This is a genomic window from Methanothermobacter sp. K4, from assembly GCF_022014235.1.
Classification (GTDB): Archaea; Methanobacteriota; Methanobacteria; order Methanobacteriales; family Methanothermobacteraceae; genus Methanothermobacter.
The window spans coordinates 49,757-76,644 of record NZ_JAKLTD010000001.1 but is presented as its reverse complement, the minus strand read 5'-3'; the positions used below and the strand labels follow the sequence as shown (position 1 = coordinate 76,644).

Sequence of the window (26,888 nt, the reverse complement as noted above, 5' to 3'; positions counted from 1 at the left end):
GAAAAAAGACTGAGTTAAAATCAGACCAAAATGGGATTGAAATTGTTAAAGTATTGTCCTGTGTAAGGTTCTCAAGGACGTTAAAATCAGACCAAAATGGGATTGAAATTGGCTTACAGGAAGGGCTATAAGCCTCAGATCTGCTTCGGTTAAAATCAGACCAAAATGGGATTGAAATAAATTCAATAGTTCTCTCCGGCTGTGTGTTCACAGCGTTAAAATCAGACCAAAATGGGATTGAAATATACTCTTCTCCAAGATGGAAAACAGGGATGGTTTGCGTTAAAATCAGACCAAAATGGGATTGAAATTTCTGTGTCTCCACAGCCCCATAGCATAACCCCACCCCACGACCGTTAAAATCAGACCAAAATGGGATTGAAATACACTACAGTGGATGACCTACTATGGGAGTTAAGTACGTTAAAATCAGACCAAAATGGGATTGAAATTCTATATGTAGTGACCATTTTACTGCCAAAAAACGCCGTTAAAATCAGACCAAAATGGGATTGAAATACTCTGAGGTACCCGGCGTCCTCCACATAGACGCGTTAAAATCAGACCAAAATGGGATTGAAATGCTGTTTCTCTACCTCTTTTTCCAGTTTTTCCCTAGTTAAAATCAGACCAAAATGGGATTGAAATGAGTGTATGCATTGAATGTATAATATGCGTATCCATGTTAAAATCAGACCAAAATGGGATTGAAATTTCATTACAGAGTCGTCCCACTTGTAGTAATAGTATTCGTTAAAATCAGACCAAAATGGGATTGAAATGTGTCACTGGTGGTCTCTGGAGGGTTACGCGTGCTTTGCTGGGTTAAAATCAGACCAAAATGGGATTGAAATAGTGGTAGTGGAATTCAATGTAGTGGAACTCCTTGGGTTAAAATCAGACCAAAATGGGATTGAAATTTGGAACTCAAGTGGAACTCAAGTGGTGATGTGGAATGTTAAAATCAGACCAAAATGGGATTGAAATAGCCTTATATACTGCTTCAAGAACCTGCAGTAGTCCCTCAACGTTAAAATCAGACCAAAATGGGATTGAAATGGATAATAACAAAACAAGAGCATAAAAAAGTCGTAAAAGTTAAAATCAGACCAAAATGGGATTGAAATTGTTTTGCATCATTTTGTGTTTGATAGTATAGATTTTGAGTTAAAATCAGACCAAAATGGGATTGAAATCAAGAGACAAAAAAAAGAGGTGACAAACATGGAGGAAGTTAAAATCAGACCAAAATGGGATTGAAATCATCATCAATTGTATCATAGACCCGGATGAGGGCCCGTTAAAATCAGACCAAAATGGGATTGAAATTTGTAGTATGATCGATCACTGTATTTTTTTAATTTTGAGTTAAAATCAGACCAAAATGGGATTGAAATAGGAACAAGTCATGGAGAACAAGTCATGGAGAACAAGGTTAAAATCAGACCAAAATGGGATTGAAATGTTCAAGGAGCGCCCCACACATGGGACACTCAATGAGTTAAAATCAGACCAAAATGGGATTGAAATCTATAGTGAGGTCTTTGGGGAGGGTGTTCATTCCTCCAGTTAAAATCAGACCAAAATGGGATTGAAATATAAAAAAACACATTTAAGACGTTATTTTTTAATTATGTTAAAATCAGACCAAAATGGGATTGAAATGGACTTATTTAGTTAAAATAAGGAATATTATGCGTTAGTTAAAATCAGACCAAAATGGGATTGAAATGATAGAAGAGAAAGTAGAGGCATGGGAGGCCCTACTATGTTAAAATCAGACCAAAATGGGATTGAAATATTTTTTTTTAAAAAAAGTAATTTTATTTTTTAATAGTTAAAATCAGACCAAAATGGGATTGAAATTATTACTTTTTCATCGAGGACAATGTCCTCTAGCTCTGTTAAAATCAGACCAAAATGGGATTGAAATGATGAAGCTATGAGGGTGCTTGAATTGCTCCCCAACGTTAAAATCAGACCAAAATGGGATTGAAATTATTTTAACGAAATAAGTCCAGGATTTCCTTATTTTGTTAAAATCAGACCAAAATGGGATTGAAATAAATCAATGTTCAATTGAGTATATATTCTGAGCATATGTTAAAATCAGACCAAAATGGGATTGAAATACATAAAAAACAACACTACATATATTATGCTGAACGTTAAAATCAGACCAAAATGGGATTGAAATATATCAATGTCACACTCCCCTACTTGCGCATTATCCATTAAAATCAGACCAAAATGGGATTGAAATCATTTATTTCAACTTCTATGTCTTCAAACTTTTTTAGTTAAAATCAGACCAAAATGGGATTGAAATAAATGAGATATCAATACTAAACAATGAAGATAAAGAGTTAAAATCAGACCAAAATGGGATTGAAATTTACAGAGTCGTCCCATTTAAAAAAGAATAGATCCCCGTTAAAATCAGACCAAAATGGGATTGAAATTTGTTTTTTGATGAATTGGATCTTGTTAATGCTGATGGTTAAAATCAGACCAAAATGGGATTGAAATTACTTCCTCTGGATTCACTTCCGTCCTCATGGTGCGTTAAAATCAGACCAAAATGGGATTGAAATTACGCATCGGTAGTGTGGGTTTTTTTCAACTATGCTTGTTAAAATCAGACCAAAATGGGATTGAAATGCTATTTCAATTCAAAGAGAAACAATAAATAATATAGTTAAAATCAGACCAAAATGGGATTGAAATTATATTCTTTGTTTTTACGGTCGTACACTACTATGAGTTAAAATCAGACCAAAATGGGATTGAAATAGTTCTTTGTAGTATTCGGGGCAGACCCCAGAAGGGGGTTAAAATCAGACCAAAATGGGATAAGTTCATTCCATCGTCTTTTCCTTAAACAGGTCGAAGGGGTTGTAATGCTTATTTATCCTGAATTTAAAAAAAGATCTTTTTAAATTAAAAATGTGTATAAATTCATTTAAAAAAATTTAGAGGTTAATGGTACTGAACCTGTTCCTCAACACCACCCTTCGGTTTTATCTTTTCCATGGCCTCAAGGAAGTGTTTCATTGGCACCTCCTCTGCCTCCATGTTCTCTCTGAGTGTCAGCATGGCGGCCTCTCTGCAGACGGCTTCAATGTCGGCACCAACGTATCCTTCTGTCTTATCGGCGAGTTTTTTAAGGTCCACGTCATCTGCAAGTGGCATATCCTTGGTGTGTACCTTGAATATGGCGAGTCTTGCCTCTCTGTCGGGATCCTCGACCTTGACATGTCTGTCGAATCTTCCGGGTCGGAGTAGTGCAGGGTCCAGGATGTCTGGCCTGTTGGTTGCAGCTATCACAGCAACGTCCTGCAGCTCTTCAAGCCCATCGATCTCTGTGAGGAGCTGGTTCACAACACGCTGGGTCACCCCGGAGTCTGCCGTGCTTCCACTTCGCACTGAAGCTATTGAATCTATCTCATCAAAGAAGATCACTGTTGGCGCTGTCTGACGCGCTTTTCTGAAGACTTCACGGACACCCTTCTCAGATTCCCCCACCCATTTTGAGAGGAGTTCAGGACCCTTCACGGCTATGAAGTTTGCCTGGCTCTCGTTGGCTACCGCCTTCGCAAGGAGTGTCTTACCTGTACCTGGTGATCCATGTAGCAGGATGCCCTTAGGTGGTTTTATGCCGAATTTCTTGAATCTGTCAGGGTACTTGAGGGGCCACTCCACGGCTTCCCTCAGTTCCTGTTTGGCGTCCTCCAGTCCACCTATATCTTCCCATGATACGTTGGGAACCTGTACGAGGACCTCCCTGAGGGCTGAGGGCTGCACCTCCTTCAGGGCTTCCTTGAAGTCTGCCCTTGTGACTATCATCTTCTTGAGGACCTCTTTGGGTATCTCCTCATCGGCCTTTATTTCAGGTAGAACCCTCCTCAGCACTCTCATGGCGGATTCCTTACAGAGTGATTCCAGGTCTGCGCCTACAAAGCCGTGGGTTATCTCTGCAAGTTCATCCAGGTCAACGTCCTCTGCCAGTGGCATCCCCCTGGTGTGTATCTGGAGTATCTCCTTTCTCTCCTCCCTGTCAGGGACGCCTATTTCGATTTCACGGTCGAATCTTCCGGGTCTTCTGAGTGCAGGGTCGAGGGCGTCTGGCCTGTTGGTTGCACCTATGACCACAACCTGGCCCCTGGTTTTCAGGCCGTCCATGAGGGTGAGGAGCTGGGCCACTATTCTCCTTTCAACCTCGCCACTTACGTCCTCCCTTTTGGGTGCTATTGCATCTATTTCATCTATGAATATGATGGATGGCGCGTTTTCCTCTGCTTCCTCGAAGAATTCCCTCAGTCTCTCCTCTGATCCTCCAACGTATTTGCTCATTATTTCGGGACCGTTTATGGCTATGAAGTGGGCGTCGCTTTCGTTGGCGACCGCCTTGGCGAGGAGTGTCTTACCTGTGCCTGGCGGCCCGTGCATGAGGACACCCTTTGGTGGTGTTATGCCGAGCCTCTCGAAGAGTTCGGGCCTCTTGAGGGGGATCTCTATCATCTCTCTGACCTTTTTGACCTCCTCCTTGAGGCCTCCGATGTCCTCGTATGTGACGTCCACGAGGTTCTTCACGCCCTCAAGTTTGCTGACGTCAACGGGTTTTGACTGCATTTCTACCTGGGTTGTGGGTGTGACTCTCACGACACCTGCGGGGCTTGTTGATACGACTGCGAGTTTTATTTCTCCCAGGGGTGAGAGGTCCATGAAGTCCCTGAAGAACTCATCGAAGAGCCCTCCACCTGATATCTGCTGTCTTATCCCTGATACGATTATGTCTCCCTTGACGAGGACTCTGTTGAGGAATGCTGATCTTATGTCTCCACGTATGATCACTTCCTGGTCGACGGGTGCCAGTACGACCTTCTGGGCGTCCTTTACCTCTGCCCTTCTCACTGTGACCTCTTCGCCGATGGATGCCCCTGCATTTTTACGGAGGTATCCGTCTATCCTTATGATTCCGAGGCCTATGTCGGACTGTGATGATATGACGGTTGCAGCGGTAAGTTTTTTACCCTCTATTTCGATTATGTCACCATCGGAGAGACCCAGTTTTTCCATGCATGCGGGGTCCACACGGGCTATTCCCCTGCCAACGTCCTGCTGGGCGAGGGCCTCTGCAACCTTTAATTTTATTTCTTTTTCTGCCATACAACCCACCTCTTTTATGTGATTATTATGATTCCGGTTAAATTTATAATTTAACGGAATGTTTTAGTAAATTTAAGTTACTATAATATCGAAGTAAGTCATCATATATAAAGTTTTCGGTATATTTATATAGTAATACCAGAATCAATTAATACTTACCCGCTGGCCCACTTCAGCAATCTCTAAGAGAGGGGTGGCTGCTACCTTATCCTGGCCCCCATACCCTCAAGGATTTTCCTGACCCTCTCATAGTCCTCCCGGTGGAATACACGAATCCTGAGGGTTAAACTCACATGACCACTGGGTATCTGTGGCCCAGTGTAAACATCAACAACCTCTGAGTTAGCAACACCATCAAGAAGCCCTGTGAGGTACTCAATAACCTGTGGGTCCACTGTATCTGGAAAAACAGCCGATATATCATACACACGTGTGGGAAGGTTTTCAGCCTTCCACCTCTGAAGTTCCTCATCAGAGAGAACCATGATATTGGAAATCTTGAAGCTGAGCACCCTCTTACCTTCTCTGAGGGTCGCATAATCAGGCGTGACCGACTCAAGCACACCAACATGCACCTTACCTGAATAGATGTGCCTCAGACCAACTTCTCTGCCAACAGAATCCTTCAGAATTTTAAGTTCCTCATTGAGGGCCTCTATTGCCTTATCGGACCTTCCAAGGGACGCCTCAACATCATCGATGTTCTTGGCCGCAAGACCCATCCTTGATACGAATTCATCCATTCTACCAGCACTGAGCATCTCATTGAGTTCAGAGGCGGTCCTGAGGAAACTGTCACGCATATCCTTCCCATGGGGGTTATGGGTCTGGATGGAGTACGCCAGATATGGGTTCTGGGCCACTATCCTTGCAATGGTATCTATCATGAGGTTGTATATGGGGCTTGCAAATTTCCTTGAATCCCTTATATCGACCCCCTCGGATTCAAGGGTGGATGCTATGCTTATGTAGGCGAAGTGTGTCAGGACCTGAACGACACTCATCATACGGTCATGGGTCGCAGGGTCAGTTACTATAACACGGGCCTTGTGTTTCTCAAGGAACTCAATGACTGCATCAACCCATGGATTTTCCTGTGTGGGTGTCAGGACAACAACCTGTCCCTCAAGGGAGGACACCCTGGGTCCAAACATGGGGTGGGCTGGAAGGTGATAGGCCCCATCCCCTATGGACTCCTCCATGACCCTGGCGGGCTCCTCCTTTACAGATGTGACGTCCATCAGGAGGCCCCCCTTCCTGACGTGGGGGGCGACCTCCCTTATAACATCTGCAGTTGCATCTATCGGCACAGAAACAACCACGACATCTGCACGGGATGCTGCCTGGACGTTGTCACCACAGTATTCCACACCAATCTTTGATGCAGCCTCCATTCCAGCATCATGGTCCCTTCCTGTGATTATTACCTTCAACCCCTCCTTTTTCAGGAACCGGGCTATCCAGTATCCAAGTCCACGTGTACCCCCGATGATGCTCACAATCATTTCCACCAATCCTACTCCCTGAAGGCCTTAACAGCGATGTAGCCCCCTATAGCACCCAGCAGGAGGCTAAGGCCCCCGATGATTACAAGACCCGTGGTGAAAGTGAAGATATCAGGCGCGGCAAGACCTGCAATTCTACCGGGCATCCTGGGACCGAATATCATCCCTGATGAGAAGCTTATAACTGCAAGGATAAGTGAAGCCGCAGCCCCCACACCAGCACTTCTCCTTTCAGCCCTTGTGAGGTAGGCTGCCAGGAATCCTGTGAAGGTGTAAACAAAGAGACCGTCAATGAAGAATAGCATTATGAAGCCCACGATGATGCTCAGAAAAATTGCGGTGCCTGATTCATAGTCACCCATCAGATTACACTCCTCTCCTACTTAGCTGACTCTTAATTTATAAAAGCATTCATATATATTATCATTGATCATTCAGCATAATAGAATCATTTTCCAATGATTTCAGGGTGAAGAGATGAGGATAGTACATGAGGATGAGAAAAACGGCGTCATAGAAGTTGTACCCGAAACCCTTGACGACCTCTGGCACCTCTCCCATATAATTGAGGAGGGGGACCTCCTTTCTGCAAGGACAACAAGGAGGATACAGGATACCAGTGGAGAAAAGATAAGAAGCGACAGGGGAGTTAAGAAAACCTTCTATCTTGGTATAAGGATTGAAACTGTCAGTTTCCACATCTACACAGGAAAACTCAGAGCAACAGGGGTTATAGAGCGGGGCCCTGAGGACCTGGTCCCCCTCGGGTCGCACCACACCCTTGAGGTTAAACTCAACACCCCCCTCAGGATCAAAAAGGATTCCTGGAGCAGATGGACACTTAAGAGGCTTCAGGAGGCGGTGGAGGCATCAAAGCATATCAGGGCACTGATAGTTGTGATCGAGGATGATGTGGCAGACATTGGAGTCATAAGACAGTATGGTGTGGAGTACCATGGCCCCATCACAGGCCACATCCCTGGTAAGAGGATGCAGCAGAGGGACCGGGGTAAACTGCGCCTTGAATTCTATGAAATGATAGTGGACGCCCTCAAAAAATACGGTGAACTTGAGACAATCATAATTGCAGGGCCGGGCTTCTACAAGTCAGATTTCCATGAATACCTGCTGGAGAAACACCCTGAAATTGGAAGGAAGGCGGTGGTTGAGAATACAGGGACCGGTGGAAGGTCAGGAATATATGAGGTTCTGAGGAAGGGAACCGTGGAGAGGGTTTCATCAGAGAACAGGGTGGCAGCAGAGGTAAGGAATGTGAATGAGGTCCTTGAGAGGCTGGCGAGGGACCCTGAAACGGTGGTCTACGGCAGGGAGGAAGTGCTGGATGCCATCAATATGGGGGCTGTTGAGAGGCTGCTGGTCCTTGACAGGGTTGTAAGCAGGGAGGATATTGAGGGATACCTTGATATTGTTGAGAGCATGGGGGGTTCTGTTGTGCTTATAAGCAGTGAACACGAGGGTGGCAAACAGCTGGAATCCCTCGGCGGACTTGCAGGCATCTTGAGGTTCAGGATTTCATGATGGGGGCTATCAATGTTCAGGATTCTCCAGGATAAATGCACCGGCTGCGGAAGATGCAGGATGCTCCAGTGCAGCGAAAAGTGTTCAGGTTGTGGGGCCTGCCAGCTGGTATGCCCTCAGGGCGCACTTGTTCCAGGCAGAGGGGATGATACAGAGTACAGGGTGACAGTAAACAGTGAAGATGTCAGGGCCACTGGCACAGTGGGGGACGCCCTTGAGGCTGCAGGTATCAGGGTAAGTGATATCCCCTGCGAGGGTGAGTTATTCTCACCATGCGGTACAGGCGGATGCTGGGCATGCGCTGTATCAGCAAATGGCAGGACGGTGCAGTCCTGTGTAACACCCCTTGAGGAGGGAATGGTCATAGAGACCATACCCGAACCACCACTCAGATATGTGAGCAATTTCGGCCCCCACACGGCGGGGGGAGTTGGGACACCCTTCAGTGAAAAGGGGGATGGCCCGGTTGAGGTGGTATGCTTCGCCCATGGATGCAACCTTAGGTGTCCACAGTGCCAGAACAGCCAGGTGGCGTTCACCCGCGGGGTTACATTGCTTGACCCTGAAGAAACAGCAATGATACTGCTTGGCGTTGAATCCGTTTACAGGACCGGTACTGTAACATTTTCTGGTGGTGAATGCACACTTAACAGGTCATGGCTCTCTGGTTCACTCAGGAGGATAAGGGAACTTGATGGGGGAATCAACATTCACGTGGATACAAATGGCACCGTACTCACACCAGGATACATTGACGAACTTGTTGAGGCAGGCATGAACAGGATAGGAATTGACCTCAAGGGGAGGAGGCTACAGACATTCATGGAAATAACAGGGCTCACTGATTCTGAAAAAGCCAGAGTATACCTTGAAAACTCCTGGAATGCATTCAGGTACATATATGAGGAGCATAATGGGGTATTCATGGGCCTTGGGATCCCATACAACAGGGCACTCATATCCACTGAGGAGATTGCTGAAATGGCGTCTGAGATAGCCTCTGTCAGTGCAGACGTCCAGGTGACTCTTCTTGACTACCGGCCTGAGTTCAGACTTAAAAATATACAGAGGCCATCGGTTCCTGAAATGCTTGAGGTGCGTGATCTGATGCTTGATGAGGGCCTCAGAAGGGTCATTGTTCAGACATCCTCGGGGTTCATAGGATGATCACAGACAGATTCATGGGGTGGGAGAGCATGTTAATGTTAATTTATGATTGGTCCCTGCTTGTGGTGGTTGTCGCTGTACTTGTACTGACACCTGCTGCTGCGGCCATCATATCACTCTTTAAAAATTCAAATCTCTACACTGATGTGAGGGGGGGTACACCCCGTGGGGCAGGTATTGTGCCGTGGGCAGCACTCTCGATATTCACACCCCCACCATTTAATATTCCTGTTGCTGTAATGGGGGCTCTGGCCTTTATTGATGACCTTGCTGGAAGAAGGAGGATAATGAACCTTCCCATTGAGTGGGGGCAGCTTTCAAGGGGATTGGGTATACTGGCAGTCACCCTCATCACCTACCCCTTCATGGGGGCCTGGGGACTCCTTGTGGCACTCATGGTACAGCCAGTGAACATTGCAGACATGCAGCCTGGGGTGGCCTGCACAGTGACGGTCATCATGTCCCTCCTGTCACTAGCTGCAGCCATCATAACAGGCTCAGGCATCCACCCTGCCCTTCTCATCATGGTGGTGGCACTGGCATACTCACCACTTGATTACATGGGGAGGATAATGATGGGTGAGGTTGGAAACCACAGCTTTGCAGTTGCCCTTGGACTGTTATTCTACATTTCAGGGGGGCCGTGGCTTCTCCTGGCGCTCTTTCTCCTTACACCCCTTGTAACAGCCATTTTAAGGAGGGGTAATCTCTCAGAATTCCTTGAGAAGAGACTTAAAATTGAGAATCCCACCCTCGGGGATCTTTATATGGATGTCATGACAGGTGGAGGCCTTGGGGATCTTTTAAGAAGGATCATGCTGGGTAGAAGGGATTTCAGAATCCAGAACCCCCTTCTGATTTCGCTTGGATTCAGGAGGCTACTTTTCAACCCCCACGCATCTCTGATCATGGAGTCCTGATTCCCTCAGGTCATCTTCCTTGACTTTATGATTGAAATTATGAGCGCAAGGGCTATGAGGAAGCTCACAGCAAAACCGAAAAGCCCCAGGAAGGGAAACTTCTGGAGTATCAGGGCCTCGTTTGGGATTACAACCAGTGATGAGCCTATTATAAGTGCTGAGACCAGCATAGCCACGGATATCCTGTTGGTTGACCTTTCAATTCTCCTTGATATCTCATCGAGGTTCCTGTGCTCAAGTTCCATCTTCAGTTTACCCTCCTCCAGTCGCTGAAGCGCCCTTATCATACCGCGGGGGAGATCGTTCACTATGTGTTCAAGTTCTATGAGTGCCGAGGGGACCTCGTCCAGGTTCCGTAGGGGATTCAGGCGTTTTCTTATGAGGCTGTAGGTCATCTCCCATGCAACCTCGAGTCCGTTGAATCTGGGATCCAGGCGCTCACCAAGATCCTCTGCCATGCTCATGACCCTTGCAAGGAGCACGAAGTCCCGGGGGATCCTTATCCTGTGTTTCATTATCATCTCGGGCATTGTGAATTCTGTGAGGATCTCCCCAACCTTCTTAACGTCTGCGCCATAGTAGCGATCAAGGAGGTCTATTATATCGTACTTGACCTCTTCAAGGTCTGTATCCTCTGTGAGAATATTCATGTACCGTAGCTGGTTCACTATACCGTTCACATCATAGTTCATGAGGAGAATGAAGAGTTCAGCCAGTTTATCCCTGAATGAACGGTCAAGGTGACCCATCATCCCGAAGTCCAGGAAGCACAGCACGTTACCCTTCTGGACGAGTATATTGCCGGGGTGGGGGTCGGCGTGGAAGAAGCCATGTATGAATATCTGCCTGAAATAGCAACGGGCACCCCGCTCTGCTATCGTCCTCGCATTGAATTTTATGTCGGATTCGAGGATTTCTGTGAGTTTAACGCCCTCAACGTACTCCATGGTCAGCACCCTGCTGGTGGAGTATTCCCGGTATACGTAGGGGGCGTAAACGGTTTCGTCATCAAGGAACATGGCCCGGAATCTCTCAGCGTTGTTGGCTTCCTGGTGGTAGTCCAGTTCCTTCCTGATGGCCCTTTCAAACTCCGCCACTATTCCAGGGAGATTGTAGTACTCTAGACCTGGGATGCGGTCATTTGCAAGCTTTGCAAGGTACTTCATGAGTATAATATCACTTTTCACGGTGGCGGCTATACCCGGGCGCTGCACCTTAACTGCAACAGCCTCGCCGCTTTTCAACCGCGCCCTGTGGACCTGGCCTATGGATGCCGATGCAACGGGTTCCTCCTGGAAGTCAGAAAATATATCCTCCAGGGGCATGCCGAGTTCAGATTCGATAACCCTCCTCACGTCCCTGAAGGGGAATGGAGGCGCCTCGTCCTGAAGCTTGGCCAGTTCATCTGCTATTTCCCTGCCCACAAGGTCCGCCCTGGTGCTCAGCACCTGGCCCAGCTTGATGAAGGTCGTCCCCAGTTCTTCAAGAACAAGTCTGAGGCGTACGGGGGCCGGCTCATGGATCTCCTCAGGGCTCCTTATGTAGAGTTTGAGGCTTTCAAATAACCTGTTTTTGAGGCCTATGGCCTCAAGTATGTTCCCAAAGTGGTACTTGCCCATTACCCTTATTATCTCCCTGAGGCGCCCCATGTCTGGCCTCTTATTATAGGGGGGTATGTTCATATTAACCACTTATTTAATGTATAATATTTAAACCTATTTTGCAGATATAGAATCTCCCGTTACATTTCATGGGGTTTTCACTGAAATCATGGTGATCATATGAAGGCACTTTTCACTGTAACAGGTCGGGGAATGGGTGGAGACGCGATAACAGCGCTAAACATAGCCAGTGCACTTGAGAAGAGAGGATTTGAATGTGAATTTGCACTTGATCACAGCGCACCGGGGATACTCCTCAAGAAGAGGGGTATTGGTTGGCACAGGGTCAGGATACCCCAGGCGGGGGGTCACGCAGCAAGCAGACTGAAACTATTGAAGGCTGCTTTCAGGACCCTGAGGGCGGTTTATGAGACCGCGAGGCTTATAAGGAAGATCAAACCCGATGTGGTTGTTGGTGTGATAGGCGGTGGCGCGGTGGTGGGCTGTCTTGCCGCAAAAATTACCGGAGTGCCTGCTGTGGGTGTTCTTATAACCCCAACCGATGCACGGGTCTGCACCCGCCTCAACAGGAACGTGGCGCTTCCAGAGTCCAGCCTATTTGGAAAGGACGTTGAGGGAGTTGAGAGTGTTTATTCACCCATCAGTCCGGATATAACACTGGGGGATCCTGAAAGGGCCATTAGAAGGTTGCCCCCTGAATTTGACCCTGAGAAACCGACCATTGTTTTCTCCTCAGGTTCGTCCCTTTTCAGGATGATGGCTGAGGCCGCGGTTAAAATGGCAGAATCAGATGTCAGTGCAAACATCACAGTTGTGGGGCACCCCCTAAGGGAGGAATACGGGCGGATGGTGGACCGTGATGGGATAATCAACCTGGGCTACATAGACTGGGTCAGTGATCTCTACAGCCTCGCCGACCTTGCGGTGCTCTCTGATGATGGGGTGATGGTCCATGAGGCCATTGCAATGAGGGTGCCGGTGGTGGCCCTGAGGGGTGTCAAGTATGGAAGGTACCATAACATGGGCGCTGTCTTCAGGGGGGCAGTGCTGGAGACCGGCCTTGATGGTATTGAGGAGGCTATTTTAAGGGCATTTGAGGCTTCAGATGATATGAGGAGGGCTGCGGAGGCCTACAGTGGGGATGTGATAGGAGCTGCAGACAGGATAGCTGGAATTATAGAGGAGGAGGCTGGGAAGTCAGTACCTTGAGTCTGGGGTGTGTTTGGGGATCTCATCTGAGGAGGTGGGTGAGTCAGTACCTTGAGAGGAACCTCATGAGCTTGTATACACCATCCGTTGAGGGGTGTGTCTCCACGAAGTCCTCAAATTCATACATTGAAACACCCATTCGCATGAGCAGTGAAAGGTAGGGCACTATCAACCTGGCACCCGGTGCAACAGAGTATACTGCAGCTGCAGTGCCATCATCATGGATTCTAACCTTGTTTAAACCTGTTTTTCCATCGGGAACACTCCAGAATGAACCTGGACCTGCAAGACCTGGTATAACAGCTTCCCTGCCCTCAGTATCTCCTGTTTCTATGAAGCCAACATCGTACCCCAGTGATATTGCATAGGGAAGGTACCGGTAGTCAATTCGCCTCTCAACACCCGCTGCATTGAGCCCGGCCACCACACCTTCCATCCTTGCAACGGGTGTTGTCCCATGACCACCTGTAACGTCGCCTGCCGCGTAGACGTGTTTTCTTGAGGTCTCCATACGTTCATTAACCTTAACCGCACCGTTTTCTCTGAGTTCAACGAACCCATCAAGGAACTCTGAGTTTGGTCTCTGACCTGTTGCAAGGAGTGTGAGGCCTTCAATGCGGCCGGCTGATGTTTCGGCACCATCCTCATCTATTGTGGTGGTGTGTGTGTTCTCAAGGATTCTGACGTCCTTCAGAAGCTTTCTCATAATGTAATCCCTGATGAGGGGGTCAAGTTTGCCCAGAAACTCGCTTCTTGATACCACGGTCACATCTGATCCAAGGGAGGAGAATATACCTGCAAATTCAGCTGCAATTACACCCCCACCTATTATCACTAGTTTTTCAGGGATTCTGTCAAGATCTAGGATGTTCCTGTAGGTTATGGCTTTCTCAGCCCCCTCAATGGGTGGGATGCTGGGCCTGGCCCCTGTTGCTATTATGAGTCTGTCATACTGGAGTTCATCATCCCCTGCGGTTACTATACCATCTGAGACCTCTGCGTCGGCGTATATTATCTCAACACCTGCATCAAGTGTCTCCCTTTCTGTAACATGCCTTATCCTGCTGAGTGTTTCCCTAACACCAGCCGCTATTCTCCTGTAGTCTGTGGAGTATTCAAGGTCAACGACACCGAGATCCCTGAGCTGGCGGGCTTCATCCAGGAACCTGGCAACGTCGTTCAGACCACATACAACCATACATCCCTCATTAAGGCATGTTCCCCCAATGAATTTCCTTTCAATGATTGTAACATCATTTTCGAGGGCTGCAAGTTCCATGGCCGCAGCCCTTCCTGCGGGACCTCCCCCTATCACAACACACTTCATAGGACGCACCTGTATTAATCTTGAATGGTTATTTCCCACAAATCTTTATATGTCACAAGTCTTTATCTAATTACTGACAGTGTAATTTTTTGACATTAATCCTATTAATTTGGAGAGGGTTATTGAATGTGTATTGCAGCACCTGCTCAGATTATTGAAATTGACAGTGAGGATAATGTTGCCACCGTCGACTTTGGTGGTGTGAGGCAACAGGTGAAACTTGATCTTGTTGATGACGTTGAGGAGGGCAAGTATGTGCTTGTTCACTCAGGCTACGCCATCGAGGTCATGTCTGATGAGGCGGCCAGGGAGTCCCTGGAGGCCTGGGATGAACTTCTGAAGGCCCTTGAAGAGGAGGATAACCTGGAGATTTGAATTTCCAGGTTCAACTTTAATTTTAAAATGTTTGGGTTTATTTTTTCTGCTGTGGTGTACTGATATCCTAGTATATCGACACCCTTTTAACACCGTCTATTTTCAGGAATTCTCTGAGGAGACTGCCAGGGATTGGTTTTTCTGTTATTATGGTCAGTTTTGGATTTTCATCCAGTTCAGGGTCCCCTGCATGTGCCTGCCTTATTGTTATACCGCTCTCGGATATCAGCTCTGCAGCGGCAGCAAGTATTCCAGGGTTCCTGGCCTCTGCCTCTATCTCCACCACACCAAAGTCAAGTTCGTTTGCGGCGTCCCTCAGGAGTGCTCCTGCTGGTCTGAGGTTCTGGAATATCTCCCTGAGTTTTTCATCCTCCAGGATGGTTTCTGCTGTTGCCCTGACTGTTCTCCTGTCAACACCTATGGCCCTTGCAAGGGCAACGTCATTTATTTCAACGTCACCACAGTAGACCTTTCCATCAGGGTCTATTCTGAGTCCCAGCTCTATGATCTTCCTTGCGACATCCATTCTCGACGGGTATCTTTCGAATCTGTGCTTTATCTGATTCCACATAACACACCACATCAATGTACATTATTATACAGGCAAGATTTAAATAGTACTTTCATGTATAAGTACTTTGTGGATTAATTAAGGTGATAGGAATGCATGGGAGTGAATGTTTTTGGCATTATAAACCTGGAAAAACCCATAAAAGAAAAACTGGAATTCAGAGAACCCTTTGAAGTATTCAAAAGTATCTATTCTGAATATGAGTCTTCATTCCTTCTGGAGTCCATGGAAAGTGACACTGGACTTGCAAGGTACTCCTTCATTGGATTTGAACCTGAGATGATAATAAGGGCCCGTGAAGGGGTCATTGAGATTGATGATGGCGAGTCCAGGGAGGAGTTTGATTCAAAAAACCCATTCGAGGACCTCAGGGGATTCCTGAAGATGGAAAAAAACTCCGGAGGATTCTGCGGGGGTCTCGTGGGTTACATATCCTATCAGGCCGCAAGATTCTTTGACACCATCAGGCTCAGTGAAGGTGATTTCCCTGATTTTGAATTTGGACTCTTCCTTGATGGTATCATGTTCAACCACCTGACAGGGGAATGCAGCTACATCAGCTGTCACGGCAACAGACTACCTGATATATCCCCCATCCTTGGGGATGAGGTCCCCACAGGGACCCTGGGATACAGGAGAGAACGAACACTCCTCTCAAAGAGGAGGTACATGGAAATGGTCCTTGAGGCCAAGGAGAGGATAAGGGAGGGTGAAATATTTCAGGCAGTGCTCTCCAATGCCACCGATTACAGGCTGAGGGGAGACAGGCTCGCATTCTATGAGTCCCTCAGGAGGATCAACCCCTCACCATACATGTACCACCTTAAACTGGGTGAACGGGAGATAACCGGCTCAAGCCCCGAGATGCTTATCAGGGTTGAGGATAGAAGAGTTGAAACCTTTCCCATTGCAGGAACACGTCCCAGGGGGAGGAACGAAGGAGAGGACAGGGTGATAGCCTCTGATCTTTTATCTGATGAAAAGGAACTTGCAGAGCACCTCATGCTGGTTGACCTTGCCCGGAACGATATAGGTCGGGTATCGGAATTCGGCTCGGTGGAGGTGCCTGAATACATGACCATAAAGAGGTTCTCCCATGTACAGCACATACTCTCACATGTTACAGGTAAACTGAGGGATGGAATGGATGCAGTTGATGCCCTGGGAGCTGTTTTTCCTGCAGGCACAGTGAGCGGCGCACCAAAGATAAGGGCAATGGAAATAATAGAGTCCCTTGAAGGTGTTCCAAGAAATGCCTATGCAGGTGCACTTGGCTACCTATCACTCAATGGAAACGCGGACTTCGCAATAACCATAAGGTCAATGGTATGCCAGGGAAAAACCGGGAGAATCCAGGCAGGAGCAGGGATAGTGCATGACTCCATCCCTGAGATGGAATATCTGGAATGCCAGAATAAGGCAAGGGCACTTTTAAAGTCAATGGAAATGGCAGGTGAACCTGACAGTATAGGTGCTCAGCTGTCCTAAATGAAAATGGCAGGTGAAGAAGTTGATCCTGATAATCGATAACTATGACTCATTCACCCACAACCTCTACCAGATGGCAGGGGAGATCCTGATGGAAATTGACTCTGCAGATATCCTGGTTGTGAGAAACGATGAGGTGGACATTGATTATGTTAGGGCCCTTGACCCTGAGAGGATAATAATCTCACCGGGTCCAGGTAGCCCCATTAAGAGGGAAGATTTCGGCATATGCGGCGATGTGATAGGTGAATTCAGTGACAGACCCATACTGGGCGTCTGCCTCGGGCACCAGGGGATATTCCATTACTTTGGTGGGGTGGTTGGTTACGCGGAACCTGTTCATGGAAAGATCAGCGAGGTCTTCCATGATGGATCAGAACTCTTCAGGGGAGTTCCAAATCCCTTCAGGGCCACAAGGTACCATTCACTGAGATGTGAATGCAGTGGGGTACCTGAGGATATCCTGGTATCTGCATCTGCACCTGACGGCACCATAATGGCCATAAGACACCGGAAGTATCCAGTCTACGGGTTACAGTTTCACCCGGAATCCGCAGGGACCCCCCATGGGAGGGACATACTTGAAAATTTCCTCAGGATGTGATCACATGTCCATACTCCAGGAGATAATAAGATCAAGAAAACTTGAGATCAGGAATTTATCCAGAAAAAAGCCCCTTGAGGAGCTTAGGGATGACCTAACATCCCTGGACGAACCATTGAGTTTCACTGATGCCCTCACAGGAAACAGGGTATCGCTCATATGTGAATATAAAAGGGCATCCCCCTCCTCAGGAAGAACCTATGGAAGAAGCCTCCATGAGATGATGGATGTGTACAGGGATGGCGCAGACGCTGTTTCTGTTATCACAGAGAACAGGTACTTCCATGGCTCCATTGAGTTCCTCAGGGAGGCAGCAGAATACAGGATACCCCTTCTCATGAAGGACTTTGTGGTGGACGAGTACCAGATATACCAGGCAAGGGCATCAGGGGCATCATCGGTTCTCCTCATAACAGGGGTTTTCCCTGACCTTGAATCAGGAATTGAAATCTGCAGGGAACTCTCAATGGAGCCCCTGGTGGAGTGTCACAGTGCAATTGACATATACAGGGCCATAGAGGCCGGAGCAGAGATAATAGGTGTGAACAACAGAAATCTGGAAACACTCGAGGTTGACCTTGAGCGCACAATGGCCCTGGCCCCCCTGGTACCCGATGAGCTGCTCCTGGTATCAGAAAGCGGGGTCAGGGGACCTGAGGATGCTGAGATCCTTGCGGGCTGCGGGGCAGACGCACTGCTCATAGGAACCTCCCTCATGCTGGCCAGTGATCCACGGGAACTCCTTGATGAGATAATAGCAGCCGTTAAATCCTGCAGAGCTGGCAGAAAGAGATACTCAGGGGACGAATTCTTTGAGCAGTTCGCATGAGCAATCTGAGATGGGGAAAGGGATCAGATGAAGATCAAGATCTGTGGGCTCACAAGGGAGGAGGACGTGGTCCTTGCAGATTCACTTGGAGCCGATTTACTGGGATTCATACATGCCCAGAGGTCACCAAGGCACCTTGAACTGGGGGACGTGGCTGAACTCTCCTCCATCATACCAGATGAAAAGGCGGTTCTTGTCATTGAGACATCAGAAACCGCGAAGATAATGGAGGCTATAGATGAAACGGGTATAGAAAGGATACAGCTGCACTCTGTAAGTCCTGAGGTTGCAGGAAGAATCTCTAGGTCTCTGCATGAAGAGGGATACAATCTGGAGCTGACCCTCGCCATCCCCCCGGTTTCTTCTTACATCTCTGGACATGAATTTCAGGGAATATCCGGCCTGCTCCTTGACTCGACTTCAGGTGGAAAAACAGGGGGCACCGGAAAGATAATAGCCCCCTCAGATGCCCTTGAGTTACTGGCCCTTATAAGGGGAATGGATCCCTCCCTGAGGGTTACACTTGCAGGGGGCCTTACACTGGAATTTGTCAGGAAAAACATGGATTATGTATCAAAATTCGACTGCCTGGACTTCAACTCGGGACTTGAGACTGAGCCAGGCTTAAAGGACCATGAAATGATGGCTGAACTCATGAATTACATTGAGGGACTCCCCTTCAGGAAAGGGGTAATTGAAGAAATTTAGGTGTTTTATCATGATAATGGATGGTAAATTTGGTAAATATGGCGGAATATTCGTGCCAGAACTCCTCATACCTGCACTTGAGGAGCTTGAGGCGGCATTCCTCCACTACAGTAAGGATCGGAGGTTCAATGAGGACCTGGACCACTACCTGAGGGAGTATGCAGGAAGACCAACAGGTCTGTACCACGCCAGGAACCTCTCAGAGAAACTTGGATGCAGGGTCTACCTCAAGAGGGAGGATATGCTGCATACTGGGGCCCATAAAATAAACAATACAATAGGCCAGGCACTACTTGCAGGGTATATGGGTAAGAGGAGGCTGATAGCAGAGACAGGGGCCGGGCAGCATGGAATAGCAACTGCAGCAGCAGGCGCCCTCTTTGGGATGGATGTTGATGTCTACATGGGAACCGAGGATGTTGAGAGGCAGAAACTAAACGTCTTCAGGATGGAGATCTCAGGTGCAAGGGTCATACCTGTTGATTCAGGTTCAAGGACACTTAAGGACGCCATAAACCAGGCCATGAGGGACTGGATAAGCAGTGTGGAGGACACCCACTATCTGATAGGATCCACCATGGGGCCCCACCCCTACCCCACCATGGTGAAGCACTTCCAGAGCGTCATAGGCAGGGAGGCCAGGGAACAGATACTTGAAATTGAGGGTGAACTCCCGGATACCATAATAGCCTGTGTTGGCGGCGGCAGCAACGCTATAGGAATATTCTCGGCCTTCATGGACGATGATGTTGAACTGATAGGTGCAGAGGGTGGGGGTGAAGGTATAGAGTCAGGTAACCATGGGGCAACCCTATCGGCCGGTTCAGAGGGTGTACTGCACGGTTCACTTTCATATGTACTCCAGGATGACGATGGGCAGATAAATGAGGCCCATTCGGTTTCGGCGGGCCTTGACTATCCAGGGGTTGGTCCAGAGCACGCATACCTCATGGAGACTGGAAGGGCAAGGTATGAGCCCATAACCGACGCCGAGGCCCTCAGGGGATTCAAACTCCTCTCCAGATGTGAAGGTATAATGCCAGCGCTTGAAAGCGCCCATGCCATAGCATGCCTTGAAAAATACGCCTCAAAACCTGAAAACAGGGGAAAGACTGTTATAGTTAACCTTTCAGGGAGGGGAGACAAGGATATGTTCCTTGCAGCGGGCCTGCTGGGGGTGGATGTATGAATTACGCTAGAGTAAGTCAGAACGATATATGCATGTCTGGTCTGGGGGTGGATGTATGAATTACGCTGAAATGTTCAGTAGGGTTAAGGGATGCGCCTTTGTCCCATTTGTGGTTGCAGGGGACCCTGACATGGAGACATCAGTTGAAATCATAAGGACACTTGTGGATGCCGGTGCAGATGCCCTTGAAATAGGTTTCCCATTCTCTGACCCCATAGCAGACGGTACAAGTGTTCAGGAGGCTGATTTAAGGGCTTTAAATTCCGGAATGAGCATCGATGACTGCTTCAGATTGATAGAGAGGATAAGGGAATTCACCTCAGTACCGGTGGGCCTTCTTGTATACTACAACCTCATATATCGCATGGGTGTTGATGAATTCTACAGGAGGGCCGCCGAGGCCGGTGTTACAGGTATCCTTGCAGCGGACCTCCCCCCAGAGGAGGCTGCTGATGCCCTCAGGGCAGCTGAAAGATATGGGATTGACCAGATATTCATAGTTGCACCCACAACAGACAATCAGCGCCTCAAAATGATCTCACAGGTTTCCTCAGGGTTCCACTACCTTGTATCGGTTATGGGGGTCACCGGTGCAAGGTCCAGGGTTGAGGATAGCACACTTGAACTCATAGAGAGGGTTAAGGGGGCAGGAAGCCTTCCTGTGATGGTTGGATTTGGTGTTTCACAGCCAGAACATGTGAGCATGCTTGCTGATGCAGGTGCAGATGGGGTTATAGTTGGAAGCGCAATCATAGACCTGATATCCGGGAACCTTGATGACAGGGATGGGATGATTCGGGAGATATATGAAATGGTCAGAAAAATGAAGACCGCTGCAGGGGGGTCCAGATGAGGTTTGAGGGGATAATGAATGATATAATGGACTTCAGGAACCTCAGTGAAGATGAGGCACACGATTTAATGGAGATGATAATGAATGGTGAAATGGGTGATGTCCAGATTGCCGCACTACTCACAGCCCTTGCAATGAAGGGGGAGACAGTTGAGGAGATCACAGGCTTTGCAAGGGCAATGAGGGAGAGGGCAGTGAAGGTTAAAACCCCCGAATCCATGAGGGTCGTTGATGCCTGTGGGACGGGGGGTGACAGGTTCAAATCCTACAATGTGAGCACCGCAGCAGCAATAATAGCCGCTGCAGCCGGTGTTAAGGTGGCAAAACATGGTAACAGGGCGGTTACAGGTTCATGTGGTGGTGCAGATATACTGGAGGCTGCAGGTGTCAACATAGAACTGGGACCTGAAGCTGCACGGAGGTCCCTTGAAAACCTGGGAATAGCCTTCATGTTTGCCCCCCTCTTCCACAGGGCAACCGCCCGGGTGGCACCTGTAAGGAGGGAACTTGGCTTTAAGACGGTATTCAATATACTGGGGCCCCTAACATCCCCTGCATCAGCAGAGGTACAGCTCCTGGGGGTCTTTGACCCCTACCTTGTTGGCCCTGTTGCAGAGGTCCTCAGGAACCTTGGTGTGAAAAGGGCGATGGTTGTCCATGGGTTTGATGGTAACATGAACCCTGCAATGGATGAGATATCCACGGTGGGTCCAACACTTGTGGGTTTCCTTGAGGATGATGAGATAGGAATCGAGAGGCTCATGCCATCGGATTTCGGTGTTGATGTTGGGTGCCTCCAGCACCTGAAGTCGGCATCAACGATTGATGGAAACCTCAGAATGTTCCTGGATGTCCTCGCTGGAGTGCATGATACGCCTGAGAGGAAATCGCGACTGGACATCGCCCTTGCAAATGCGGGGGCACTGATATACCTTGCGGAAATGGAGGATACACTTAAGGGTGGAACAGAAGCTGCAAGAGAAACAGTTGAATCTGGAGCTGCACTCCGTTTACTGGAGGATTTCGCATCCTTCACTCAGAACCTGTAAAGGTGAATGGGCCCGCTGGGATTCGAACCCAGGGCCTCACGGTTATCAGCCGTGCGCTCTAACCACCTGAGCCACGGGCCCATGAACTATTTAAGAATCAGTGGGGTGATTCCAACTTTTGGAATTCCTCATATATATGCTTTTCTGTCTGGTATTTCAGGGTTTCCAGCATCAACCCCGTAAAATCTCGAGGTCCTCTGCTGCCTTGATGATCTCAGTGATTTCAGAGGCGGTCCCTTCAGGTGTCCTGTTTTCAACCACACTGACGATGGATCCCATGAGGGCTGCGCATACAAACATTGCTGTTCGAAGTAACTCCATGTGCTCCAAAAGACTTGAGGGAGTATCATGCATTCTCCTTCTGGAGTCAGCAATCCTCCTCTTGATTATATCATGGGGATCTGATTCAAGGATTATGATGAGATCAGGGGTTATGAACTCCACTGGAAGTGAAACAAGGTAACCGAGGGGTGACCTGTCAAGTCCGTGGAGATCCAAGACCACCCCCTTCATTTCAGATACCCTGTGGGCAGCTTCACGCCAGATATTGTGCTGCTGATCCAGGGAGAGGCTGAAAAGTTCCTCCAGTGTACCTGCAAGGCTTCTCTCCCCTGCAATCTCCAGCATCAGTTCTCCGTAATTGATGAAGGTATGATCCAGTTTTTCAGAGAGAATCCTGCATAGGGTGGTTTTTCCGACACCTGGCACGCCCACAATGGCAATGGTTTCAGGAAAACCCGGCATGAGACTGATATCATTTATTTACCATTTCACTTATGGCATCTGCCATCATATGCCCTTCCACTGTGATCTCGGCCCGGTCGATGCCCTCAACCTCCTCTGCAACAGTCCTGGCATCCATGGCCATCCTGGCGGCGCTCATGCATCCAGGGTTTGTGGGCCGGATCGTTATCTTTGCAATGGTTTCACCCTTCTCCTCGATTTCGATGTTTTCAACAAGACCCATCTCCACTATGCTTATACCCATGTGTGGGTCTGCAACCTTTTTGAGAGCTTCCTTAACCTTTTCCAAGAGTTCTTCTGACATTATTATTACCTCAGCTGGTATTTTGATAATCACTGTGGTGATTCTCTATTTTTAAGTTAACCCTATTTAAACATGTCCATTATCAGCCGCCAGGAAAAAGAATTTTAAGCCATCATATCATGGAATAAGGATTATTTAAAACTTTTTCTGCGCCTTAACCTAACAGCAACGCCACGCTCTGCCTTCACCATCTCCTCGCCGCATAAAACAGCCCTTCCAACACCCAGAACATCTCCTTCACGGACTATTACAACCTCATCGCCGGGTATTATTCCTCTGTCGGCGTCTACAACTCCAGGTGCAAATAATGTGTTGCTCTCCAACCTGAAATCTATCTCAACCCATTTCACGCCGAGGCTGTAAATGGATGCTGCGCCCTCAAGGGATGGTGATATGAGCCCCCGGTCCATCATCAGGGTGCCTATCTCTGAACCATCCTGCGCGAAGATCCTCCTGTGATATCTCCCCCTCACCCTGCAGTCATCGGGGATGATAACGTCTGCACCCTCCCCGAACTGGTATACCGCCACCGAGCGCAGCATATGGAGCATCCTCTCCCGTGTCCCTATCTTTTCATAGCCTCCAAGTTCCTTTCCAAGCCTGTGGATGGCCTCTGGAGATGCGGGCCTTGAGGTGGTGGCTGTGTGGGTGAAGGAGTCAAGGTACTCCTCGCAGACCTCAAGGTATCCCCCGTCAACATGGGCTATAACTTCAAGGTCACCCACGTAGTCTCTTAGAAGTTTTCCTGAAAGTTTTTTCTCCTCATGGGACCATTCCCCTGTGGTTGAAACATCATATGATGAGATTGGGTGAGTGTTCTCCATCTCCCTGGGGCATATACCGAAGGGTGATGTGAGTATGAGTTCCTGGAATCCCCTGGTGACCCTCATGAATTTCCTGTGGGACCTTGAGGTCGAGTAGGGTTTCTTCATGCTGCACGGGAGCACCACCACAACCTCCCCGAGGGGCTTCATCAGTTTCATCCTATCCCGCCACCTCACAGCCTCGGGGCGGTGGAGTGATTCTTCAATTGAACATATAACCTTCATCCTGTCAGTTATGATTTTATCATGACTCCTTACTGTGGGTTAGAGACCATTCAACCATTTGAGACCTGTGAGTTCTGCCACATCCTTTTTAAGGGCTACAAGGTCCTCGTGATTCAGTTTTTTAATATCATCCTTTCCTGTTATCCTTGCAAAATCAGCTATCTCTGCTGTTGAGACCCTTATATAGTTTTCAAGTCTTTCAGCAGCCTTTCTGGTGTCCAGGTGCTTCACAAGGTCAGGGTCATGGGTGGTTATACCCGTTGGACACATTCCTGTATGGCATAGTCTGTGCTGCTGGCAGTTCATGGCGATAAGGGCCGCGGTACCTATGTAAACCGCATCTGCCCCCAGGGCAAGGCATTTGGCCATATCAGCCCCTGTCCTGAGTCCTCCCCCTGCAATCAGGGATACTCTACCCTCAAGTCCCTCGTTAACAATAACCTTGGCGGCCCTGGGTATGGCCGCAATGAGTGGTATGCCTGTGCTGTCCCTTATATGTGGGTTAACAGCCCCTGTACCTCCTCCGAATCCATCGAGACTTATGAAGTCGACACTGGCATCAAGGAGGGCTTTTACATCGTCCTCAACGTTTCCACATCCGATCTTGGCACCAACGGGAGAACCTCCAGAGAGTTCCCTGAGGTATGATACCTTCTCTCTGAGTTCCTCAGGCTCTCTGATGTCAGGGTGATGGGCGGGAGAATATGAGCCCTCACCCTCTTTAAGTCCACGAACCCTTGCCACATCATCGGTGATCTTTTCAGGGGGCAGATAACTTCCTTTACCAGGGTATGCCCCCTGACCGAATCTTATCTCTATGGCGGCGGCCCTCTGGAGTATATCCTCTGTGACTCCGAATCTCCCTGTTGAATACTGGACTATGAGGTAATCTCCAGCCTTCTCCATCTCATATTCAAGGACGCCCCCCTCACCTGAATTGAAGCCTATACCCATTTTGGCCGCAGCAGAGGCAATGGCCATCCTTGTCCTTTTTGAGACGGCACCATAGCTCATACCGCTTATCATTACAGGGGAGCTCAGTTTCAGGGGTTTATCTGCCATCTCCCCTATGGTAACACCTGTTTCAACAGGGTCCGCTGCGTTTAGTGGCATGGATGACACCTGTGCAGGTACAAAGTGTATGTCATCAAGTCCCAGCGGCAGCCTCTTTTGAGATCCCATTGACTCAAGGGGCGCTTCACCTGTTCCCGCAGCCTCCTTTATATGGATCATGTTCTTGTAGTCACTGTGACTTTCGGAGCGACCTTCTCTCCTCATACGGATGCCATTCAGTGATTCCGTGTTACAGAAATAGAGTTCCCTGAGACCATATTTCTGATAAACAGTGCATGATGCGCAGAGACACCCCCTCTCATTAACCTCGTATTTGCTACTCCCGGTGGCACAGAAGAGCATCTCATCGTCCCCGTGACCGGGGTAACTCGGGCAATCCGGGCATAAACATTCCCTGTCCTGTTCCTTCATAACAACCCCTGTTGCAGTTGGCTCTTAATAAGTTATAACGTCTTTATCTAATTAATAGTGATGGTCTGGTGAATACGTGTGGAGGGGGATGTGTGGCCCGCTGTTCTAATGGCCATACTATCTGGACATCTCCATGAGTTCTTCATGGAGTTTTCTGAGACGATCTATTGATGGATGGTTCTTTCCAAGACGATCAGACCATTTTTTAATCACAAAATCAATATCAACTTCATCCGAGCCATTTATGAGGTTATCTGCGTGGGCGACAATCTTTTCTTCAAGGGTCTCTGGCATGTAGTTCCCAGGCGGAAGTCCCAGGGCATCAGCCTCATCCCCGGGTATCCCTGCACCAACATGCCTCTCGACTATCCTGATGACCTCCACAGGGTAACCGAGTTCCCTGAGGATACGGGCCCCCTCAACTGCATGCTCAACTCCACTGGTCCTGCAGCGGCCTATATCATGAAGAAGGGCACCCTCTTCAACAAGTTCTATGTTAACAGGGAGGTTTTCTGCCAGTTCAAGGGCCTTTTTCCTGACGGCCAGTGAGTGTTCCATCACCCATTCAGGACATCCAGCACTTCTGAGTAGATGAATGCTCAAGACAACACCCTGTTAACCAGAAATTCGTGATTTTCTAGGAATTCAGAGTCTGGGGGTGTGCGGCATCAAAACCATTGTTTTCGTAGAGGCTGAGTTCATCCTTCAGTTGCTGTATTATTTCAGAGTTGTCCATGAATTCCATTTCAGAGCCGCATTCAGGGCATGTGAAGTTCTCTTCAGCAGCCTCATCGAAGGTGAAGCGGTAGTGACCGTTTACACATACAAAGAACATGTTGTTCTCCTCAAAGTCCAGGGCTTCCCTGAGTTTTTTAACTATTTCTCCGTGCTTCCTCTTTATCATCTCTGTAACCTTTTCCGGCTCAAATTTCCATGTGTAGGTGTACCACTGTGTTTCAGGGTCCTTGCTTCTCTTGTAGCTTGCCACACCCGCATCATAGAGCTTGTAGAGTATCCTCCGGACTATGTTGAGTTTAAGCTGGGTTTTCTCTGAAATCTCCTCATCTGTTACCTTACCCTTCATGAGGCACTCCAGAACCGGCACTGCCTCATCCTCTTCATCCTCGGTGATAATCTCATGGATCAACTCTTGTAGCATCTGATCATCAATCAATTGAAATC

Annotated in this window: 24 protein-coding genes, 1 tRNA gene and 1 CRISPR repeat array; of the genes, 12 read left to right on the top strand and 13 right to left on the bottom strand. The window is 48.2% G+C overall.

Annotation, left to right across the window (positions count from 1 at the left end; genetic code table 11):
* Window positions 1-13 precede the first annotated feature (13 nt).
* Window positions 14-2,860: a CRISPR direct-repeat array (repeat unit 30 nt; unit sequence GTTAAAATCAGACCAAAATGGGATTGAAAT).
* Between the two features lie 119 nt (window positions 2,861-2,979).
* The 3 genes from L5462_RS00400 to L5462_RS00390 form a co-directional block, all read right to left on the bottom strand.
* The gene (locus L5462_RS00400; RefSeq protein WP_237778869.1) at window positions 2,980-5,169 is read right to left on the bottom strand and encodes a CDC48 family AAA ATPase; all 2,190 of its coding nucleotides are present in this window, start codon (window positions 5,167-5,169) and stop codon (window positions 2,980-2,982) included.
* 200 nt (window positions 5,170-5,369) lie between these two features.
* Complete coding sequence (locus tag L5462_RS00395; RefSeq protein ID WP_237779481.1) at window positions 5,370-6,674, bottom strand: prephenate dehydrogenase; 1,305 nt, start codon at window positions 6,672-6,674, stop codon at window positions 5,370-5,372.
* A gap of 11 nt (window positions 6,675-6,685) precedes the next feature.
* Window positions 6,686-7,036 carry a hypothetical protein gene (locus L5462_RS00390; RefSeq protein ID WP_237778868.1) on the bottom strand — a complete coding sequence of 117 codons (351 nt, stop codon included), beginning with the start codon at window positions 7,034-7,036 and terminating at the stop codon, window positions 6,686-6,688.
* Window positions 7,037-7,151: 115 nt separating this feature from the next.
* On the opposite strand from L5462_RS00390, the gene L5462_RS00385 reads away from it, so the two are divergent.
* The 3 genes from L5462_RS00385 to L5462_RS00375 are packed head-to-tail and all read left to right on the top strand — an operon-like array spanning window position 7,152 to window position 10,300.
* Window positions 7,152-8,213, top strand: coding sequence for an mRNA surveillance protein pelota (locus tag L5462_RS00385; protein ID WP_237778867.1), 1,062 nt, complete (start codon window positions 7,152-7,154; stop codon window positions 8,211-8,213).
* Between the two features lie 12 nt (window positions 8,214-8,225).
* The gene (locus L5462_RS00380; RefSeq protein ID WP_237778866.1) at window positions 8,226-9,380 is read left to right on the top strand and encodes a radical SAM protein; all 1,155 of its coding nucleotides are present in this window, start codon (window positions 8,226-8,228) and stop codon (window positions 9,378-9,380) included.
* A gap of 29 nt (window positions 9,381-9,409) precedes the next feature.
* Window positions 9,410-10,300 carry a hypothetical protein gene (locus L5462_RS00375; protein ID WP_237778865.1) on the top strand — a complete coding sequence of 297 codons (891 nt, stop codon included), beginning with the start codon at window positions 9,410-9,412 and terminating at the stop codon, window positions 10,298-10,300.
* A gap of 5 nt (window positions 10,301-10,305) precedes the next feature.
* Here the strand turns inward: L5462_RS00375 and L5462_RS00370 are convergent, their stop codons facing one another.
* Entirely contained in the window at window positions 10,306-11,982 is a 1,677-nt protein-coding gene (locus tag L5462_RS00370; protein WP_237778864.1) for an AarF/ABC1/UbiB kinase family protein, read from the bottom strand.
* 99 nt (window positions 11,983-12,081) lie between these two features.
* Between L5462_RS00370 and L5462_RS00365 the strand changes: the two genes are divergently transcribed.
* On the top strand, window positions 12,082-13,131 hold the full coding sequence (locus L5462_RS00365; RefSeq protein ID WP_237778863.1) for a glycosyltransferase: 1,050 nt from the start codon (window positions 12,082-12,084) through the stop codon (window positions 13,129-13,131).
* A 43-nt stretch (window positions 13,132-13,174) separates the two neighbouring features.
* On the opposite strand, the gene L5462_RS00360 is transcribed toward L5462_RS00365, so the two are convergent.
* Complete coding sequence (locus tag L5462_RS00360) at window positions 13,175-14,458, bottom strand: NAD(P)/FAD-dependent oxidoreductase (protein WP_237778862.1); 1,284 nt, start codon at window positions 14,456-14,458, stop codon at window positions 13,175-13,177.
* A 126-nt stretch (window positions 14,459-14,584) separates the two neighbouring features.
* Between L5462_RS00360 and L5462_RS00355 the strand changes: the two genes are divergently transcribed.
* The gene (locus tag L5462_RS00355; RefSeq protein ID WP_013295068.1) at window positions 14,585-14,833 is read left to right on the top strand and encodes a HypC/HybG/HupF family hydrogenase formation chaperone; all 249 of its coding nucleotides are present in this window, start codon (window positions 14,585-14,587) and stop codon (window positions 14,831-14,833) included.
* Window positions 14,834-14,900: 67 nt separating this feature from the next.
* On the opposite strand, the gene L5462_RS00350 is transcribed toward L5462_RS00355, so the two are convergent.
* The gene (locus L5462_RS00350) at window positions 14,901-15,404 is read right to left on the bottom strand and encodes an amino acid-binding protein (protein ID WP_237778861.1); all 504 of its coding nucleotides are present in this window, start codon (window positions 15,402-15,404) and stop codon (window positions 14,901-14,903) included.
* Between the two features lie 96 nt (window positions 15,405-15,500).
* Here L5462_RS00350 and trpE point away from each other — a divergent pair, with 96 nt between their 5' ends.
* The 7 genes from trpE to trpD are packed head-to-tail and all read left to right on the top strand — an operon-like array spanning window position 15,501 to window position 22,124.
* On the top strand, window positions 15,501-16,892 hold the full coding sequence (trpE, locus tag L5462_RS00345) for an anthranilate synthase component I (protein WP_237778860.1): 1,392 nt from the start codon (window positions 15,501-15,503) through the stop codon (window positions 16,890-16,892).
* Between the two features lie 22 nt (window positions 16,893-16,914).
* Window positions 16,915-17,496: an aminodeoxychorismate/anthranilate synthase component II gene (locus tag L5462_RS00340; RefSeq protein ID WP_237778859.1), complete on the top strand. Its 582-nt coding sequence runs from the start codon at window positions 16,915-16,917 to the stop codon at window positions 17,494-17,496.
* 4 nt (window positions 17,497-17,500) lie between these two features.
* The gene (locus L5462_RS00335; protein ID WP_237778858.1) at window positions 17,501-18,325 is read left to right on the top strand and encodes an indole-3-glycerol-phosphate synthase; all 825 of its coding nucleotides are present in this window, start codon (window positions 17,501-17,503) and stop codon (window positions 18,323-18,325) included.
* 27 nt (window positions 18,326-18,352) lie between these two features.
* Window positions 18,353-19,033 carry a phosphoribosylanthranilate isomerase gene (locus L5462_RS00330; protein ID WP_237778857.1) on the top strand — a complete coding sequence of 227 codons (681 nt, stop codon included), beginning with the start codon at window positions 18,353-18,355 and terminating at the stop codon, window positions 19,031-19,033.
* A 10-nt stretch (window positions 19,034-19,043) separates the two neighbouring features.
* Window positions 19,044-20,222: a tryptophan synthase subunit beta gene (gene trpB / locus L5462_RS00325; protein ID WP_237778856.1), complete on the top strand. Its 1,179-nt coding sequence runs from the start codon at window positions 19,044-19,046 to the stop codon at window positions 20,220-20,222.
* 55 nt (window positions 20,223-20,277) lie between these two features.
* Complete coding sequence (trpA, locus tag L5462_RS00320; RefSeq protein WP_237778855.1) at window positions 20,278-21,075, top strand: tryptophan synthase subunit alpha; 798 nt, start codon at window positions 20,278-20,280, stop codon at window positions 21,073-21,075.
* Window positions 21,072-22,124 carry an anthranilate phosphoribosyltransferase gene (gene trpD / locus L5462_RS00315; RefSeq protein WP_237778854.1) on the top strand — a complete coding sequence of 351 codons (1,053 nt, stop codon included), beginning with the start codon at window positions 21,072-21,074 and terminating at the stop codon, window positions 22,122-22,124. Before trpA ends, trpD begins: the two co-directional genes overlap by 4 nt.
* Before the next feature lie 7 nt (window positions 22,125-22,131).
* Here trpD and L5462_RS00310 read toward each other — a convergent pair.
* From L5462_RS00310 to tfe, 7 genes are all read right to left on the bottom strand, one after another.
* A tRNA-Ile gene (locus L5462_RS00310) sits at window positions 22,132-22,205 on the bottom strand.
* A gap of 90 nt (window positions 22,206-22,295) precedes the next feature.
* Window positions 22,296-22,868, bottom strand: coding sequence for an adenylate kinase (locus L5462_RS00305; RefSeq protein ID WP_237778853.1), 573 nt, complete (start codon window positions 22,866-22,868; stop codon window positions 22,296-22,298).
* A gap of 10 nt (window positions 22,869-22,878) precedes the next feature.
* Entirely contained in the window at window positions 22,879-23,172 is a 294-nt protein-coding gene (locus tag L5462_RS00300; protein WP_013295078.1) for a metal-sulfur cluster assembly factor, read from the bottom strand.
* A 131-nt stretch (window positions 23,173-23,303) separates the two neighbouring features.
* The gene (locus L5462_RS00295) at window positions 23,304-24,221 is read right to left on the bottom strand and encodes a DUF5591 domain-containing protein (protein ID WP_237778852.1); all 918 of its coding nucleotides are present in this window, start codon (window positions 24,219-24,221) and stop codon (window positions 23,304-23,306) included.
* Window positions 24,222-24,260: 39 nt separating this feature from the next.
* The gene (locus L5462_RS00290) at window positions 24,261-25,706 is read right to left on the bottom strand and encodes a glutamate synthase-related protein (protein ID WP_237778851.1); all 1,446 of its coding nucleotides are present in this window, start codon (window positions 25,704-25,706) and stop codon (window positions 24,261-24,263) included.
* A gap of 117 nt (window positions 25,707-25,823) precedes the next feature.
* Entirely contained in the window at window positions 25,824-26,309 is a 486-nt protein-coding gene (locus L5462_RS00285) for a TIGR00295 family protein (RefSeq protein ID WP_237778850.1), read from the bottom strand.
* 34 nt (window positions 26,310-26,343) lie between these two features.
* Window positions 26,344-26,880, bottom strand: a complete 537-nt coding sequence (gene tfe / locus L5462_RS00280; protein ID WP_237778849.1) for a transcription factor E — start codon at window positions 26,878-26,880, stop codon at window positions 26,344-26,346.
* Window positions 26,881-26,888 lie beyond the last annotated feature (8 nt).

Excerpts from the sequence above, each read along its gene's own strand:
- L5462_RS00385 (WP_237778867.1), top strand. The coding sequence starts at position 7,152 with ATGAGGATAGTACATGAGGATGAGAAAAACGGCGTCATAGAAGTTGTA.
- L5462_RS00390 (WP_237778868.1), bottom strand. The coding sequence starts at position 7,036 with ATGGGTGACTATGAATCAGGCACCGCAATTTTTCTGAGCATCATCGTG.
- L5462_RS00380 (WP_237778866.1), top strand. The coding sequence starts at position 8,226 with ATGTTCAGGATTCTCCAGGATAAATGCACCGGCTGCGGAAGATGCAGG.
- L5462_RS00290 (WP_237778851.1), bottom strand. The coding sequence starts at position 25,706 with ATGAAGGAACAGGACAGGGAATGTTTATGCCCGGATTGCCCGAGTTAC.
- L5462_RS00395 (WP_237779481.1), bottom strand. The coding sequence starts at position 6,674 with ATGATTGTGAGCATCATCGGGGGTACACGTGGACTTGGATACTGGATA.
- L5462_RS00330 (WP_237778857.1), top strand. The coding sequence starts at position 18,353 with ATGAAGATCAAGATCTGTGGGCTCACAAGGGAGGAGGACGTGGTCCTT.
- L5462_RS00350 (WP_237778861.1), bottom strand. The coding sequence starts at position 15,404 with ATGTGGAATCAGATAAAGCACAGATTCGAAAGATACCCGTCGAGAATG.
- L5462_RS00355 (WP_013295068.1), top strand. The coding sequence starts at position 14,585 with ATGTGTATTGCAGCACCTGCTCAGATTATTGAAATTGACAGTGAGGAT.
- L5462_RS00365 (WP_237778863.1), top strand. The coding sequence starts at position 12,082 with ATGAAGGCACTTTTCACTGTAACAGGTCGGGGAATGGGTGGAGACGCG.
- L5462_RS00295 (WP_237778852.1), bottom strand. The coding sequence starts at position 24,221 with ATGAAGGTTATATGTTCAATTGAAGAATCACTCCACCGCCCCGAGGCT.
- trpD (WP_237778854.1), top strand. The coding sequence starts at position 21,072 with ATGAGGTTTGAGGGGATAATGAATGATATAATGGACTTCAGGAACCTC.
- L5462_RS00370 (WP_237778864.1), bottom strand. The coding sequence starts at position 11,982 with ATGAACATACCCCCCTATAATAAGAGGCCAGACATGGGGCGCCTCAGG.
- L5462_RS00335 (WP_237778858.1), top strand. The coding sequence starts at position 17,501 with ATGTCCATACTCCAGGAGATAATAAGATCAAGAAAACTTGAGATCAGG.
- L5462_RS00360 (WP_237778862.1), bottom strand. The coding sequence starts at position 14,458 with ATGAAGTGTGTTGTGATAGGGGGAGGTCCCGCAGGAAGGGCTGCGGCC.
- trpE (WP_237778860.1), top strand. The coding sequence starts at position 15,501 with ATGGGAGTGAATGTTTTTGGCATTATAAACCTGGAAAAACCCATAAAA.
- trpA (WP_237778855.1), top strand. The coding sequence starts at position 20,278 with ATGAATTACGCTGAAATGTTCAGTAGGGTTAAGGGATGCGCCTTTGTC.
- trpB (WP_237778856.1), top strand. The coding sequence starts at position 19,044 with ATGATAATGGATGGTAAATTTGGTAAATATGGCGGAATATTCGTGCCA.
- L5462_RS00305 (WP_237778853.1), bottom strand. The coding sequence starts at position 22,868 with ATGCCGGGTTTTCCTGAAACCATTGCCATTGTGGGCGTGCCAGGTGTC.
- L5462_RS00375 (WP_237778865.1), top strand. The coding sequence starts at position 9,410 with ATGTTAATGTTAATTTATGATTGGTCCCTGCTTGTGGTGGTTGTCGCT.
- L5462_RS00400 (WP_237778869.1), bottom strand. The coding sequence starts at position 5,169 with ATGGCAGAAAAAGAAATAAAATTAAAGGTTGCAGAGGCCCTCGCCCAG.
- L5462_RS00300 (WP_013295078.1), bottom strand. The coding sequence starts at position 23,172 with ATGTCAGAAGAACTCTTGGAAAAGGTTAAGGAAGCTCTCAAAAAGGTT.